17 protein-coding genes and 2 pseudogenes are annotated in these 14,561 nt (G+C 30.8%); 17 read left to right on the top strand and 2 right to left on the bottom strand.

Going from position 1 to position 14,561, the window contains the following annotated elements:
• The first annotated feature begins 2 nt into the window (after positions 1–2).
• The 3 genes from lepB (at position 3) to AC5M21_RS14970 (ending at position 2,831) form a co-directional block, all read left to right on the top strand.
• Positions 3–455 carry a signal peptidase I gene (gene lepB / locus AC5M21_RS14980; RefSeq protein ID WP_493531520.1) on the top strand — a complete coding sequence of 151 codons (453 nt, stop codon included), beginning with the start codon at positions 3–5 and terminating at the stop codon, positions 453–455.
• Between the two features lie 29 nt (positions 456–484).
• Positions 485–979 (top strand): hypothetical protein, encoded by a 495-nt coding sequence (locus AC5M21_RS14975; RefSeq protein ID WP_008788325.1) that lies wholly within the window; start codon positions 485–487, stop codon positions 977–979.
• Between the two features lie 97 nt (positions 980–1,076).
• A complete protein-coding gene (locus AC5M21_RS14970; protein WP_008788326.1) occupies positions 1,077–2,831 on the top strand; it encodes a hypothetical protein in 1,755 nt (584 codons plus the stop codon).
• Between the two features lie 682 nt (positions 2,832–3,513).
• Here the strand turns inward: AC5M21_RS14970 and gdhA are convergent.
• The gene (gdhA, locus tag AC5M21_RS14965) at positions 3,514–4,857 is read right to left on the bottom strand and encodes an NADP-specific glutamate dehydrogenase (RefSeq protein WP_278666185.1); all 1,344 of its coding nucleotides are present in this window, start codon (positions 4,855–4,857) and stop codon (positions 3,514–3,516) included.
• A 152-nt stretch (positions 4,858–5,009) separates the two neighbouring features.
• On the opposite strand from gdhA, the gene AC5M21_RS14960 reads away from it, so the two are divergent.
• From AC5M21_RS14960 to AC5M21_RS14895, 14 genes and pseudogenes are all read left to right on the top strand, one after another.
• Positions 5,010–5,390, top strand: coding sequence for a hypothetical protein (locus tag AC5M21_RS14960; protein ID WP_017144158.1), 381 nt, complete (start codon positions 5,010–5,012; stop codon positions 5,388–5,390).
• A gap of 28 nt (positions 5,391–5,418) precedes the next feature.
• On the top strand, positions 5,419–6,300 hold the full coding sequence (locus AC5M21_RS14955; RefSeq protein WP_008788329.1) for a damage-control phosphatase ARMT1 family protein: 882 nt from the start codon (positions 5,419–5,421) through the stop codon (positions 6,298–6,300).
• 281 nt (positions 6,301–6,581) lie between these two features.
• Positions 6,582–7,550, top strand: a complete 969-nt coding sequence (locus AC5M21_RS14950) for an ATP phosphoribosyltransferase regulatory subunit (protein WP_008788330.1) — start codon at positions 6,582–6,584, stop codon at positions 7,548–7,550.
• Entirely contained in the window at positions 7,543–8,187 is a 645-nt protein-coding gene (hisG, locus tag AC5M21_RS14945; protein WP_008788331.1) for an ATP phosphoribosyltransferase, read from the top strand. The genes AC5M21_RS14950 and hisG overlap by 8 nt, the downstream gene beginning before the upstream one ends.
• Positions 8,165–9,463 carry a histidinol dehydrogenase gene (hisD, locus tag AC5M21_RS14940; RefSeq protein WP_008788332.1) on the top strand — a complete coding sequence of 433 codons (1,299 nt, stop codon included), beginning with the start codon at positions 8,165–8,167 and terminating at the stop codon, positions 9,461–9,463. The genes hisG and hisD overlap by 23 nt, the downstream gene beginning before the upstream one ends.
• A 1-nt stretch (position 9,464) precedes the next feature.
• Positions 9,465–10,052, top strand: a complete 588-nt coding sequence (gene hisB / locus AC5M21_RS14935; RefSeq protein WP_008788333.1) for an imidazoleglycerol-phosphate dehydratase HisB — start codon at positions 9,465–9,467, stop codon at positions 10,050–10,052.
• A gap of 21 nt (positions 10,053–10,073) precedes the next feature.
• The gene (gene hisH, locus AC5M21_RS14930) at positions 10,074–10,679 is read left to right on the top strand and encodes an imidazole glycerol phosphate synthase subunit HisH (RefSeq protein ID WP_008788334.1); all 606 of its coding nucleotides are present in this window, start codon (positions 10,074–10,076) and stop codon (positions 10,677–10,679) included.
• Positions 10,676–11,413, top strand: coding sequence for a 1-(5-phosphoribosyl)-5-[(5-phosphoribosylamino)methylideneamino]imidazole-4-carboxamide isomerase (gene hisA, locus AC5M21_RS14925; RefSeq protein ID WP_008788335.1), 738 nt, complete (start codon positions 10,676–10,678; stop codon positions 11,411–11,413). Before hisH ends, hisA begins: the two co-directional genes overlap by 4 nt.
• Complete coding sequence (gene hisF, locus AC5M21_RS14920; protein WP_008788336.1) at positions 11,383–12,150, top strand: imidazole glycerol phosphate synthase subunit HisF; 768 nt, start codon at positions 11,383–11,385, stop codon at positions 12,148–12,150. The genes hisA and hisF overlap by 31 nt, the downstream gene beginning before the upstream one ends.
• Positions 12,147–12,788: a bifunctional phosphoribosyl-AMP cyclohydrolase/phosphoribosyl-ATP diphosphatase HisIE gene (hisIE, locus tag AC5M21_RS14915; RefSeq protein WP_008788337.1), complete on the top strand. Its 642-nt coding sequence runs from the start codon at positions 12,147–12,149 to the stop codon at positions 12,786–12,788. Before hisF ends, hisIE begins: the two co-directional genes overlap by 4 nt.
• Positions 12,788–13,027: a hypothetical protein gene (locus AC5M21_RS14910; protein WP_008788338.1), complete on the top strand. Its 240-nt coding sequence runs from the start codon at positions 12,788–12,790 to the stop codon at positions 13,025–13,027. Before hisIE ends, AC5M21_RS14910 begins: the two co-directional genes overlap by 1 nt.
• 229 nt (positions 13,028–13,256) lie before the next feature.
• Positions 13,257–13,415 (top strand): annotated as a pseudogene (locus AC5M21_RS14905) (GNAT family N-acetyltransferase); the annotation flags it as partial.
• Positions 13,416–13,462: 47 nt separating this feature from the next.
• Positions 13,463–13,888: a rubrerythrin family protein gene (locus AC5M21_RS14900; RefSeq protein WP_493531519.1), complete on the top strand. Its 426-nt coding sequence runs from the start codon at positions 13,463–13,465 to the stop codon at positions 13,886–13,888.
• 53 nt (positions 13,889–13,941) lie between these two features.
• Entirely contained in the window at positions 13,942–14,058 is a 117-nt protein-coding gene (locus tag AC5M21_RS14895) for a rubredoxin-like domain-containing protein (protein WP_493531518.1), read from the top strand.
• A 279-nt stretch (positions 14,059–14,337) separates the two neighbouring features.
• On the opposite strand, the pseudogene AC5M21_RS14890 reads toward AC5M21_RS14895, so the two are convergent.
• Positions 14,338–14,561, bottom strand: a pseudogene (locus AC5M21_RS14890) (PD-(D/E)XK nuclease family transposase); the annotation flags it as partial.

Below are 14,561 nucleotides of genomic sequence, written 5' to 3'. Positions count from 1 at the left end.
TGATTATTATAACAGTTGTATTCACTTTAGCAGTCCTTTATTTTATACAAATCTCTCGTGTTGTTGGTGCTTCAATGGAACCAACTTATCATAATGGTAATATTATTCTTGTAGATAAAGTCTTTTATAAGAAAGGACAGCCTTCTTATAATGATATTGTTGTTGTGGCATATCATGTGAGTCCTGGAGAAGATCAAATTATTAAAAGAATTATAGGATTACCAGGTGATCATATTGAAATGAAAGACAATAAACTTTATCGTAATGGAGAATTATTGAATGAAGACTATATCAAGGAAGCGATGGTAGGCAATGAAGATTTTGCCTATGATATACCAGAAGGAAAAGTCTTTGTTATGGGAGATAACCGTAATAATAGTATAGATTCACGAATGATTGGATATATTGATTTTGATGATCAGGTTGTTGGTCGTGTGTTTTTTAAGGTCTTTTGATAAGACCTTTTTATTTTGGAGGAGAAAAAATGAAAATCAGATATGATCGTTTGATAACTGTCGGAGTTATTGTCAGCATTATTATTGGCTTGTTTATATATTTGATGTCGCATAAAGTTCATGATGAAGAATATAATGGAAAGATAGAAACATATGTTGCAAGTTATCGTCAGAATGACAAAATCTATACCTTTGATTTGAAAGCATTTCAAAAAGATGATATATGGTATGCATCATTAAATGATATGTATAATATGGTTGTGATTATGGATAAGAATGCTCGTGTCTATATTGATCAAAATAAGCACACTTTAACATATCAATTGAGCGACAGCGACTATCATTTTGATTATGGTCGAGGAAGGATTGTATACAATAATGATAGTATAGATTTAAGAAAGAATAGTCATGATATTTATATTTCTCATAAAAATGTATATGTATCTGTCTATTTTATAGAAAAAATAGTATTAAAAAATGAAAAAAAGATAAATTTTAAAAATAAAAACGCTATCATTGAATAAATTTTACGTTTTTAGTAGTCAAGGAGAACTTTTTTTGATAGAATGTATGATAATCAAAAGGGATATAGATTGATATATCTAAAGGAAGGGTGGAATTATGGCGTATAAATTTAATGTCACAAGAGGTAATGCTATTTTAAATTTCTCAGAAGAGTTTTGTCAAAGTCGCTGTCAATTGATAGAAAGTGAATCTTTTGCAAAAGTCTTAGAAAAATATATTAGGAATATAAAAAGAAAAGATACAACTATTTATGTATATCTTCATAGTATTCAAGAAGATGATGTTGATTTGTTAGAAAACTTAAGAGGAATCTTTAAATTATTATTAGTTATGTCTGTTGATGAAGTTTGCAGTATTCGTCCAGAAGCTCAAAAATATTTTAAAGATAATGATATGTTCATTGCACTTGTTGAAGATATTTACTTATTCTGGAGACGTCTTCAAAGATATGCAGTTGTTTTTAATGAAACGAAACGTGCTGGTTATCAAAATGTTCAATTTGCTGATGCCCAAAATGAATTTGAAGAATTGGTTTTGGAAGTCTATCGTACCATCGAAAGAGCACTTGGTAAAAAAGATAAAGTTATGCGTCAAATTACAGCAGGGGTGAATGCTGGATTAACTGTGACACATATGCGACCATTTTTACCATATGAATATCGTAATTTAGATGAAATCCCATTTATTGAATCTGTGGTTATTCATCCACCATTTATTGCTTATTCTAAACGTAATAAAAGAGATGGTGTTTTTCCTGAGATGAAAACAAATCCAATAGAAGATAAGAAATTTGATTCAGATTCATGGTTCTGTTATCCTGCCAAGGTTGGAGATTTATTATGTTTTATTTATTTTAATGTCAAATTTATGGCACAAGGTGTTACATTGTGTAATTTATTTGATTTAGCAGATGAATCTGAATATAGAAATAGAAAACCAGATTTGATCTATGTCTATGGTTATGAGGATGGGAAGGATAATCAGGCATTCTACCAAGATGAAACAAATGATATGATTGTTGCTTTATTATCAGCAAATGATGATTTTGATTATTTTGGTTATATGAAAAAAATGGTTTTAACTTTGCATAATGTCCAAAAAATCAATCATAGAGAATTACCAATTCATGGAGCAATGGTGAAAATGACTCTCCATAATGGAGAAACAAAGAATATTGTTGTTATGGGAGATAGTGGTGCTGGAAAGAGTGAAACTATTGAACAGATTAAAGTTTATGGGGCTGCATATATTACTGATTTGAAGACAATCTATGATGATATGGGAGTTCTTTCATTAGATGAAAAAGGACAAGTAAAAACATCTGGAACAGAAATTGGGGCTTTTGTTCGTTTAGATGATTTAGATGCTGGATATAGCTTTAAGGAATTGGATAGATCTGTATTTATGAATCCTGATAAAGTGAATGCTCGTATTGTTATTCCTATTACAGACTATAAAGATGTTGTAGCTAAACATGATGTTGATATGTTCTTATATGCTAACAACTATGAAGATAAAGATGAAGCATTAAGTTTCTTTGAAAATGCTGATGATGCTTTAGAAGTCTTTAGAGCTGGTGCACGTATGGCAAAAGGAACAACAACAGAAATGGGAATTGTAGAAAGTTATTTTGCAAATCCATTCGGTCCTGTTCAAAGAAGAGATCAAACTGAGCCTATTTTACAAGATTATTTTAAAAGAATGTTTAAACAAGGTGTTAAAGTTGGTCAATTACGTACTAGACTTGGAATTAAAGGAAATGAGCATGAAGGTCCTAAAGCTGCTGCTATTGAAATTTTAAAATATGTAACAGGTGAAACTGAATTAAAAGAACTTCCTGCTGAAGAATAAAAAACTCTCATTATGAGAGTTTTCTTTATGCAAAAATACAGATAATTTGAATTGTAATAAAAATTGATATGAATATAAATTCTTGGTAGTATTTATATATAATGGCTAAATAGAGTGCATAGAAGAATAGAGGAAGACTTATAAAACAAGTAGGAAAAAGAATACCAACCCACCAAGGAAAGCTTCCAAAACTTGTAGATATACTTATGCATTGAATAGTCATAATAATAATCATGAATAAAAATAATGAATAGAAAATGATTTTATGTTTTTTCATATCTTATTTCCGATGATTTCTATAAATGAGAAAGAATGAGAATAATAATCCAATAATGCATGAAAATAAGCACAATCTAGCTGGTGTTATAATAATAGCAGAGCCTGCAAAGTCTTGAGTGATATTGGGCAAAAAGAAGGATAGTACTAAAAATGAGACTGAATATATATGGTGGATATGATTTCTTTTGAATATGTTTGATTTGTAATCATTCCTCATATGACATATGAAAGTATTGATACATTTTTTTTCTTTTCTTAACATTTTTAATCTTTCTCCAAATTCTATAGAAATCTCCTTTCATTGTTATTATCTAACATGTTCATATCTTTGTCTATATCATTATTGTAACATATCTGTAGTCATTCGTTTACAAAATAAAAAAGTTCACTTTTGTGAACTTCTTTAATAAATACCTTGTGAAATCATGGCAGCAACAACTTTTTCAAAACCAGCAATATTTGCTCCTTTGATTAAATCGTATCCTAAACCATATTTTTCAGCTGCCGCAACAGAAGAATTATGAATATCAATCATGATTTGGTGTAATTTCGCATCTACTTCTTCTTTTGTCCAACTATATCTCATTGAGTTTTGTGCCATTTCTAATGCTGAAACAGCAACTCCACCAGCATTTGCTGCTTTTGCAGGTCCTAAAATTCCTTTGTTTTCAAGGAAATAAGTAATGGCTTCAGGAGTTGTTGGCATATTTGCTCCTTCAATAATATATTTGACTCCATTAGCAACCAATTGCTTCACTTCGTCAAGTCCAATTTCATTTTGAGTTGCACAAGGGAAAGCCATATCAACTTTTAATCCCCATGGTTTTTCACCAGCATGAAATTCGCATCCGAATTTCTCTGCATAATCTTTTAGTTTGACGTTGTTGTGACTTCTGATTTGAACCAAGAACTCAATTTTTTCATCAGTTACAATTCCATCAGGATCATAAACGTAACCATCTCTACCTGAAATAGAAACAACTTTTGCTCCATACTCTCTTGCTTTTAAACAAACACCCCAAGCAACATTTCCATAACCTGAACAGGCAATTGTTTTTCCTTCATAAGAGTCATCAAAGTGACTTAATACTTCTTTACCATAATATACAGCACCAAATCCTGTAGCTTCTGGTCTAATTAAAGAACCACCATAAGGCATTGGTTTTCCAGTAAGAACACCATTTTCAAATGCTCCTCTGATTCGTTTATACTGTCCATACATATATCCAATTTCTCTAGCACCAGTACCAATATCCCCAGCTGGTACATCAACATCAGGTCCAATATGACGATATAATTCAGTCATAAATGATTGACAGAAACGCATAATTTCTGCATCTGATTTTCCTTGTGGATCAAAATCAGAACCACCTTTACCACCACCAATTGGTAAAGTTGTTAATGAGTTTTTAAAAATTTGTTCAAACCCCAAGAATTTAATAATACCTAAGTTAACAGATGGGTGTAATCTTAATCCGCCTTTATAAGGTCCAATAGCACTTGAGAATTGTACACGGTAACCTCTATTGACTTGCACCTTTCCTTTATCATCCTGCCATGGGACTTTAAACATTAAAGTTCTCTCTGGTTCAACGAGTCTTTCAAGAATAGCCATATCTTCATACTCAGGATGAGCAAGAATAACAGGTTCTAAGCTTTCAAGAACTTCTTCAACAGCTTGAATGAACTCTGGTTGATCTGCATTTTTAGTTTTCACTTCATCTAATACTTTTTCAATATATTTCATAGTATGAATCCTCCTTTTTTCCTATTATATACAAAAATAAATAAAAAACAAACATTTTAATAAAAAATTATTATTTTTTTTTAGAATTCCATAAAATAAGATAATCATTTTGTTTTAAGAAGAAATATGATAAACTATGAATGGTGATAAAAATGAATAAAAAATTTAAAGAATATAGAATGTTTCTGGTTTGTTTCGTTATTTTTATAGCTTTTTTAGGTGTTGCTGTTTATTGTGGGTTAGAGGACCATAGAACACAAATGATAGGAGCTCTTATGTTATCTTTAATAGCGTTATTTTTGTTATTATTAAGATATAAGATGGTATTATTTGATGATGTTATGATGATTTATGAATGGAAAGTGGCTGCCATGCTTCCAACTATGATTGAATATAAAGATATCCAATTTGTTGAAAAAAAATCACAGCATCATGTAGTGATTAAACATACACATATTAGTCATATCTATGTATTTAATAGTGATCTTTTTATATCTACATATAAATCTTTGAAAAATCATGACTCTCACTGAGAGTTTCTTTTGATTGGAGGAAAAGAATATGAAAATGCATGATGAATGTTTACCTTGTTTGGTCAATCAGGTTGTTAGGGTTGCTAAGATGACAGAAGCAACTCATACAAATAGACTTTATCAAAGAGTTTTTCAATATTTGAGTCAGTTAGATTTTACGGAGTCAAATCCAGAAATTATTGGTGCAACTTTTCGTTTATTGAAAGAACATATTGGTAATGATGATCCCTATAATCAATTGAGACAGTATTATAATCAATTGTTTCTTAAAGAACAGAGTTTTTTTGAACAAAAAATAGATAGTTCTTATAATCCTTTGATAGAAGCAATGAAGTATGCAATTATAGGCAATATTATAGATTTTAATCCTATGCATAATCAAAATGTAGAAGACATTATGAAGTGGTTTGAAAAGATAGATACATATCAATTCACTATTGATGATAGCGAACAATGTATATGTGATTTAAAAAAAGCTAAAATGTTATTATATTTAGGAGATAACTGTGGTGAAATTTGTTTGGATTTATTACTTATTAAAAAGATAAAAGAGCTTAATCCTCAACTTCATATTTATTTTGGGGTCAGAGGATCAGCCGTTGTAAATGATTCTATAGAAGAAGATGCTTATTTTGTAGGAATGGATAAATATGCAGATATTATCAGTAATGGTGATGATTCTTTAGGCACAATTTTACCAAGAACGAGTTTGGAATTTCAACAGATTTATCATCAAGCTGATGTAGTCATATGCAAGGGTCAGGCAAATTATGAAAGTTTAAGTGAAGATTTAAAACAAAGTCTTTATTTCTTGTTGATGGTGAAATGTGATGTCATTGCTAAGGATATTGGCGTTAAACAAAAATCACTTGTATGTCTTAAGAGCAGACAGAAAAACACAAAGTTTTGAGATATCAAGAGATATTCAAAAAAGAATAGGAACTTTTTCAAAAAAGTTCTTTTTTTATTGTATAAAATGTGTTAGAATAGTAAAAAATGAGGTGATATTTATGAAAAACACAATTTTATATTCAAAATTTCATCACCATCATTGGAACAACTAGGGTTATATCTAAAAGAATAGATACAACCCATTTTGTGTATATAAAATTTGGTTGTATCTGATGGCTTAGAGGTTTATATGGCGAGTCATTAAGACTCGTCATTTTTTTATAAGAGAGGGGATAAAAAATGGAAGAATATAAATATTTGATACCAGAAGAAAGTATAGATGCAATTATGAATAATGTATCTACATTACGTAAGATTGAAAATGATTTAAGAAGAGTATTTGTTGAGCATGATTATTTAGAAGTCTTGATGCCTTCTTTTGAATATGTTGATTTATATAATGCTTTAGATAGTGGAATTGAAGAGGAAAAAATGTTTCAATATATTAATTTTGAAGGAAAAAGAGTTGCTTTAAGGACTGACTTCACTATTCCTTTGGCACGATTATATAGTAGTCAAAAAGAAATAGGAGTTAAGAGATATTGTTATTTTGGAAATGTCTATCGTAAAGAAAAACGTCATAAAGGAAGAAGCAGTGAGTTTTTTCAGGCTGGAATAGAGTTATTAGGACAAGCTGGATTTGCAGGTGATATAGAATGTTTGCATATTATTCAAGAGACATTATCTTATTTAGGATTAAAAGATATAAAGATTGAAATGAGTTCAGCTAAATTCTATAAAAGACTATGCGAATTGGTTGATGATACTTCTTTTGTTGATATTTTAAAGAAGAGAGATTTATCTTCTATGAAAATATTAATAGATAGAAAAGGTATTCAAAGTCCTCTTAAAGATTTGCTTATTCAGTTGCCAAGATGCTTTGGAGATATAGCAATGTTAAATCAAATGATTATGATGATACAAGATCAACAATTAAAAGATGCTTTACTTGAACTTAGAGATCTTTATGACAAGTTAGAGAAAAAAGAGTTCTTTAGTTTTGATTTAGCAATGACTCCTAGTATGAAATATTATACAGGTATTATCATTAAAGGTTATTCTCCATATAGTGCAGATACAATTATAAATGGTGGTAGATATGATAAATTGATGGATCATTTTCATAAAGTTGTTCCAGCTATTGGATTTAGTTATGATTTGAGTCATATCTTAAAGGCACTTGAAAAGGAGGAAGAAAACAATGCTTAAGATTGCTATTACAAAGGGGCGTATCGAAAAACAGGTTTGTCAATTGTTAGCTAAGCAAGGTTTTGATATGGAGCCTATTTTTCACAAAGACAGAGAATTATTAATTGAAACTCAAGATGGATTATCAATGATTTTTGCTAAAGCCAATGATGTTTTAACTTTTTTAGAACACGGTATTGTTGATGTAGGTTTTGTTGGTCAAGATACTTTAGATGATAGTGATTTTCATGATTATTATGATATGTTAGATTTAGCAATTGGGAAGTGCTATTTTGCAGTTGCTGCTTATCCAGAATATAGAAATAAAGAATTCAAAAGAAGGAAGAGAATTTCTTCTAAATATACGAAAGTTGCTAAAGATTATTTTACATCTAAGCAAGAGGATGTTGAAATTATTAAACTTGAGGGATCTGTTGAATTAGGACCAGTTGTAGGATTAAGTGATGCTATTGTTGATATTGTTGAAACAGGTTCAACACTTAAGGCTAATGGATTAGAAGTGATAGAAAAGATTAGTGATATTTCAACAAAGATGATTGTGAATAAAGTAAGTTTGAAATTTAAAAAAGACCAAATATTTAATTTGATTGATGCATTGAAGGGAGAAGATGAGAATGTTAAAAGTATTAGATTTTAAGGGGAATTTTGATGATATTGCTGTGAAATTTTCATCACGTAAAGCAGATATCTCGAAACAGGTGAATGATTCTGTAAATGATATTCTTGAAGATGTCAAGAAGAATGGTGATAAAGCTTTAATGAAGTATTGTCGTAAATTTGATGGCTTTATGATTGATAATCCTAAAGATTTTGTTGTGACAAAGCAGGAGATTTTAGATGGGGTTTCAGAAGTTGGTAAAGATTTTATGCGTATTTTGGAACGCACAAAACAACAGATTACAGAGTTTCATAAAAATCAAGTTGATAAATCATGGTCAATGTATAAGGGTAATGGAGTCATGATGGGACAACTTGTACGTGGACTTGAAAAAGTCGCCTTATATGTACCTGGTGGAACAGCAACTTATCCATCAACTGTTTTAATGAATGCTGTTCCAGCGAAACTAGCCGGTGTTAAAAATTTGATTATTATCACCCCTGTAAAAGCTGATGGGAAAGTGAATCCAACAATTCTAGCAGCAGCTTATGTCTGTGGTATTGATACAATTTATAAAGTTGGTGGTGCTCAAGCCATAGCAGGTGTTGCAATGGGAACAAACACTTTACCTAAGGTTGATAAAATTGTTGGACCAGGAAATATCTATGTTGCAACTGCAAAGAAGAATTGCTATGGAATGGTTGATATTGATATGGTTGCAGGACCTAGTGAAATATTAATTGTGGCTGATGAAAAAGCTAATCCTAAATATATTGCTGCTGATTTGATGAGTCAGGCAGAGCACGATAAATTGGCAAGTGCTATTCTTGTTACAACTTCATCTTCTTTGGTGGAAAAAGTGAATCAAGAATTGATACGTCAATTAAGTTATTTATCAAGAACAGATATTATTAAGGAATCAATTGAAAATTATGGAGGAGCTATTATTGTAGAGAGTCTTAAGGAGGCTTTCGAGGTTTCTAATTATTTAGCTCCTGAACATTTAGAAGTATTGGTTGAAAATCCTATGAATACACTCCCTTTGATTCAAAATGCTGGATCTATATTCCTAGGTGAATATACTCCTGAGCCTTTGGGAGATTATATGTCAGGAACAAACCATGTTCTTCCAACAGGTGGCACAGCAAAATTTTATAGTGCTTTGGGAGTTTATGACTTTGTAAAATATTCATCTTATAGTTATTATCCCAAAGCAGTTTTAGAGACATTTCAAGATGATGTTATAAAGTTTGCAAAATTGGAAGGATTGGATGCTCATGCAAATAGTGTTGCAGTGAGATTCGAGGAGGAATAAAATGCGTACAAGTTCAATAATGAGAGAAACAAAAGAAACAAAAATAAGTATGGAATTAAATATAGATGGTAATGGTCAAGCTAATATTGATACTGGTATTGGATTTATGGATCATATGTTTGAACTTCTTGCATTTCACAGTGGGTTTGATATTAAGGTCAGTTGTCAAGGTGATTTAAAGGTCGATAGTCATCATACAGTTGAGGATTTAGGAATTGTTTTGGGACAATGTTTGAAAAATGCTTTAGGAGATAAAAGAGGAATTACTCGTTATGGGCAAATGACGATTCCAATGGATGAAGCTCTTGTCACAACAACTTTAGATTTAAGTGGACGTCCTTATCTTGTTTATCAAGTGACATTACCAATGCTCGTTTTGGGAAACTATGAAACAGAAATGACAAAAGAATTTTTCAAAGCTGTCAGTGATCAGGCGTTAATAACATTGCATATTCATGAAGCTTATGGTGAGAATACACATCATATTATTGAAGCTATTTTTAAGAGTTTTGCACGTGCTTTAAAAACTGCTGTGATGATTGATGAAAAGAATAAGGATATGGTTATTTCATCTAAAGGTCTTTTGTAAAATGCAGGAGGGGGATAAAAGATGGTTGTTATTATTGATTATAATGTAGGGAATCTCAAAAGTGTGCAAAATGCTTTTGAACGTATTGGTGTAGAAACAATCGTGAGTCGTGATCATGCGGTGATACGGCAAGCAAAAGGAATTGTTTTACCAGGTGTTGGTACTTTTCCTGTAGCTATGGACAATTTGAAAAGGTTTGATCTTATGACAATATTAAAGGAAAGAAAAGATGCTGGTATCCCTATTTTGGGTATATGTTTAGGCATGCAGATTCTTTTTGAAAAGGGTATGGAAATTAAAGAATGTAAAGGATTAGGATTTTTAGATGGAGAAATTCGGTTGATGGAAGTAGATGATAAAATTCCTCATATGGGATGGAATGAACTTTGTTTTCATCAAGATCATCCTCTTATTCAAAATATAAAAGAAAAAGATTTTGTTTATTTTGTTCATTCTTATATGGCTTATGTACCTAGTCAGGAACTCATTGCTTATTGTGAGTATGGTGGTGAGAAAATTACAGCAATTGTTGCAAAAGAGAATGTTATGGGGTGTCAATTTCATCCAGAAAAAAGTGGTGAAGTTGGTAAAAAAATATTATTAGCATTTAAGGAGATGATCAAATGATTTTAATACCAGCGATTGATTTAAAAGATGGACAAGCAGTCCGTTTATATAAAGGGGATTATCAACAAAAAACGGTTTATTCTACTTCACCTATTGATATTGCTTTAGAATTTGAAAACATGGGTGCAGATTATTTACATGTGGTAGATTTAGATGGTGCCAAAGATGGTAAAACAACGAATCTCAAAACGATACAAAAGATTAAAGAATCATTATCGATTCCAGTGGAATTGGGTGGTGGCATTAGAGATATGAAGACGGTTGATTTATATTTAAGTCAGATTGGAATAGATAGGGTTATTTTAGGAACAGCTGCAATTGAAAATCCTGAATTTTTAAAAGAAGCTCTTGATAAATATGGTCCAACTCGTATTGTCGTAGGGGTTGATGTTAAGGATGAGTTTGTTGCAACATCTGGGTGGCTCGTTAATACCCAAACACATTATTTAGATTTTTTAGAGGCACTAGAGAAGTTAGGTGTTGAATATATAGTTTGCACTGATATTTCTAAAGATGGAACACTAAGTGGTCCATCGTTTGATTTGTATAAGAATATTGCTCAACATTGTCATCTTCAGTTTGTCGTTTCTGGTGGTATTAAAGATGCTCAGGATATTTACAAAGTGAATGAACTAGGCTATTATGGATGTATCGTTGGGAAAGCTTACTATGAAGGAAAAATTAATTTGGAGGAGGTGATATCATGCTTGCGAAAAGAATCATCCCCTGTTTAGATATTAAAGATGGTAAGGTTGTTAAAGGTGTAAACTTTGTTGGTTTAAAGGATGTTGGTGATCCTATTGAGATTGCTAAACGTTATGATGAACAGTGTGCAGATGAGGTTGTTTTTTTAGATATTACAGCAACTTATGAAGAACGTGATATTATAAGAGAGTTGATACAAAGAGGGGCTAGTGAATTATCTATTCCATTGACAGTTGGAGGCGGTATTCGTACAATTGATGATTTTAGAATGATATTATCAAGCGGTGCAGATAAAGTTTCCATTAATTCAGCTGCCATTAAGAATCCTCAACTCATTAAACAAGCTTCTGATGAGTTTGGTGTTCAGTGTGTTGTTGTCGCTATTGATGCAAAAAAACGTGATGATAAGAGTGGGTATGATGTCTATATTGCAGGAGGGCGTCAAAATACTGGACTTGATTTGATTCAATGGGTGAAACAGTGTGAATCTTTAGGTGCTGGTGAAATCCTTTTGACTTCTATGGATCGCGATGGAACACGTGACGGTTTTGATATAGATATGTTGAATACTGTGATGAATGCTGTTTCAATTCCTGTCATTGCAAGTGGTGGCTGTGGTGATATTCAGGATATTGTTGATGTTTTTAAAAAAACAAATTGTGATGGCGCTTTAGCAGCATCTTTATTTCATTATGGTGAAGCAACAATTGATCAAGTTAAGGAAGAGTGTGCAAAACATTCTATACCAGTAAGGAGAAATATATGAGACCAGATTTTGAAAAGGGGAATGGTTTAGTACCAGCCATTATACAAGATTATCATACAAAAGAGGTTTTGATGCTTGCCTATGTTAATGAAGAAGCATATGAAAGAATGTTAAAGACAAAAGAAACTTATTACTATTCTCGTTCTAGGAATGAATTATGGCATAAAGGAGAAACATCGGGTCATTTTCAATATATTAAAGGAATGTATTTGGATTGTGATGAAGATACACTATTGATTTATGTTGAACAAATTGGAGCTGCATGTCATACAGGAACATATTCTTGTTTCTTTAATGAAATTATGCCATATCAGAATCTTGATATCTTTCATGAACTCTATGATTTAATTGAAGATCGCAAAGTGCATCCTGTGGAGAAATCTTATACAAATTATTTATTTGAACAAGGTATAGATAAGATTTGTAAAAAGGTTGGAGAAGAAGCAAGTGAAACAATTATTGCTGCTAAAAATAGTGATAATGAGGAATTGATTGGTGAGATTAGTGATTTGTTTTATCATGTCTATGTTCTTATGGCCAATCAAAATATTACAGTGGAAGATATAGAAAAAAAATTGGGAGAAAGACATCAGATTACAGGAAATAAAAAAGATTTTCATCAAAGAGGCGAATATTAATGAAAAATACTGCACTTAAATATACAATGTTATTAATCGAGTTTTTCATTTTAAGTGTTTTTATTCATTTTATAACCATTGCGCCATTAATTGATATTTATTGTATCGATTATATATGTAGTAATCTTATGAATACATTTCTATTGATGATTGTAGAACCAGTTCTTTGTATTCTTATTGTTGTTTGGTTATTAAATAAGAAAGAGAAACAATACTATGATACAATTTCCAATAATTAAAGATTTAGATGAACTTGTTGATTTAAGAATCAAAGATTTAAAAATGTTTTCTAAGTAGAAAATTGAAGAGAAAACAATTTAAGAAATTAGAACGTTTTCTTACTCATCAAGTTATGATCCTTCTAGGATATGCTCAGGAGTAATCTTTTATCAATACACAATTGTGCCTTCTCATTAAAATTTGAGTGGTAAAGTAGGACAATTGATAAATGTTTGAGTAGATCATCATTATCATCATCAAGGTATTGCGACAAAAATGATTGATGAACTGATTGGTCAAAATCAAGTTGGAATGATTTGTTTATATTCATCAAAAGAGGTTATGAGACTCTATGAGAAATATGGATTTATACAAAAAGAGAATTATTTTGTAATGTATACAGAATAATTCTTTTTATTATTGTTTATACTGAGTTTATTGAAGGAGGGATACAAATGAGTATCAAATTTGAAGAAAGTCAAACGAAAGAGAATTTAATGCGTGCCTTTGCAGGAGAATCACAAGCTCGAAATCGTTATACATTTGCAGCTGGAGAAGCAGTTAAACAAAAACAACATATGATTGCAGATGTATTCTTATTTACAGCTAATCAAGAAAAAGAGCATGCCGAAATATTTTATAATCATTTAGAATCAATGGCAGGTGAGACTATTTTTATTGATGGTGGTTATCCAGTTGATTTATCTAACGATGTCAAAACATTATTAGAATATGCTAGACATAATGAGTATGAAGAATATGAAGATGTTTATAAAAATTTTGCTGAAGTTGCTAAGCAAGAAGGCTTCCTAAAAGTTTCACAAGATTTTAAGAATATTGCAGATATTGAAAAACACATGGTGATCGTTTTGGTCAATTAGCAAAATGGATTGAAAACAATGAATTATATTCATCAACTTCTTCAATTCAATGGATGTGCCTTAATTGTGGATTTATTTTTGAAGGGACACAAGTTCCAGAAAAATGTCCTGTTTGTGATCATGATCAAGGATATTTCATTCGTTTAGAATATGCACCATTTATGAAATAAAGTAAACCGTCATAAGTTAAAGTTAATTTAATGAAAAGATCTAAAGTGTTGAGATATATAAACAAATACTTTAAATCTTTTTTATTTACCTAAAATACTCTCTTTAAATTGAAGAAGCAATACATATACTATTAAATTTTGATATAATAATATGAAAAATGACAAGTTCAAAAATTGACCATGTCATTTCATTCTTCAATAAAACATCTAATTGAAATATCATAAAATAATATATAAAAGTCAAATATTTAAGATTATCTCACTTTTTTGATACTCCCTTTATGAAATCATTCTTTGTATATATATTGAACGCTCTTCTTCTGGTATATCAAAAAAGTTAAACGCTTCTTCCAATGTATATCCTTTTTTACTCATTAACTTTTGTATTGATTTTACCATTCCTTTCATTTCTCCTATGGCCTCGCCTTCAATAATGCCTTTTTGCTTAATCTCTTCCCAGATTTCACACATCTCTTTTCTCCCTCCTTCTGTCTCTTTAAAAT

The sequence above is a fragment of the Coprobacillus sp. genome (genome assembly GCF_984815275.1).
The sequence above is the reverse complement of the archived record's forward strand: the minus strand, read 5'-3'. Positions and strand labels throughout refer to the sequence as shown.

What these genes read in the sequence shown, in the direction of transcription:
- AC5M21_RS14975 (WP_008788325.1), top strand. Translation starts at nt 485, where the DNA reads ATGAAAATCAGATATGATCGTTTGATAACTGTCGGAGTTATTGTCAGC.
- AC5M21_RS14970 (WP_008788326.1), top strand. Translation starts at nt 1,077, where the DNA reads ATGGCGTATAAATTTAATGTCACAAGAGGTAATGCTATTTTAAATTTC.
- gdhA (WP_278666185.1), bottom strand. Translation starts at nt 4,857, where the DNA reads ATGAAATATATTGAAAAAGTATTAGATGAAGTGAAAACTAAAAATGCA.
- AC5M21_RS14960 (WP_017144158.1), top strand. Translation starts at nt 5,010, where the DNA reads ATGAATAAAAAATTTAAAGAATATAGAATGTTTCTGGTTTGTTTCGTT.
- AC5M21_RS14955 (WP_008788329.1), top strand. Translation starts at nt 5,419, where the DNA reads ATGAAAATGCATGATGAATGTTTACCTTGTTTGGTCAATCAGGTTGTT.
- AC5M21_RS14950 (WP_008788330.1), top strand. Translation starts at nt 6,582, where the DNA reads ATGGAAGAATATAAATATTTGATACCAGAAGAAAGTATAGATGCAATT.
- hisG (WP_008788331.1), top strand. Translation starts at nt 7,543, where the DNA reads ATGCTTAAGATTGCTATTACAAAGGGGCGTATCGAAAAACAGGTTTGT.
- hisD (WP_008788332.1), top strand. Translation starts at nt 8,165, where the DNA reads ATGTTAAAAGTATTAGATTTTAAGGGGAATTTTGATGATATTGCTGTG.
- hisB (WP_008788333.1), top strand. Translation starts at nt 9,465, where the DNA reads ATGCGTACAAGTTCAATAATGAGAGAAACAAAAGAAACAAAAATAAGT.
- hisH (WP_008788334.1), top strand. Translation starts at nt 10,074, where the DNA reads ATGGTTGTTATTATTGATTATAATGTAGGGAATCTCAAAAGTGTGCAA.
- hisA (WP_008788335.1), top strand. Translation starts at nt 10,676, where the DNA reads ATGATTTTAATACCAGCGATTGATTTAAAAGATGGACAAGCAGTCCGT.
- hisF (WP_008788336.1), top strand. Translation starts at nt 11,383, where the DNA reads ATGCTTGCGAAAAGAATCATCCCCTGTTTAGATATTAAAGATGGTAAG.
- hisIE (WP_008788337.1), top strand. Translation starts at nt 12,147, where the DNA reads ATGAGACCAGATTTTGAAAAGGGGAATGGTTTAGTACCAGCCATTATA.
- AC5M21_RS14910 (WP_008788338.1), top strand. Translation starts at nt 12,788, where the DNA reads ATGAAAAATACTGCACTTAAATATACAATGTTATTAATCGAGTTTTTC.
- AC5M21_RS14900 (WP_493531519.1), top strand. Translation starts at nt 13,463, where the DNA reads ATGAGTATCAAATTTGAAGAAAGTCAAACGAAAGAGAATTTAATGCGT.
- AC5M21_RS14895 (WP_493531518.1), top strand. Translation starts at nt 13,942, where the DNA reads ATGTGCCTTAATTGTGGATTTATTTTTGAAGGGACACAAGTTCCAGAA.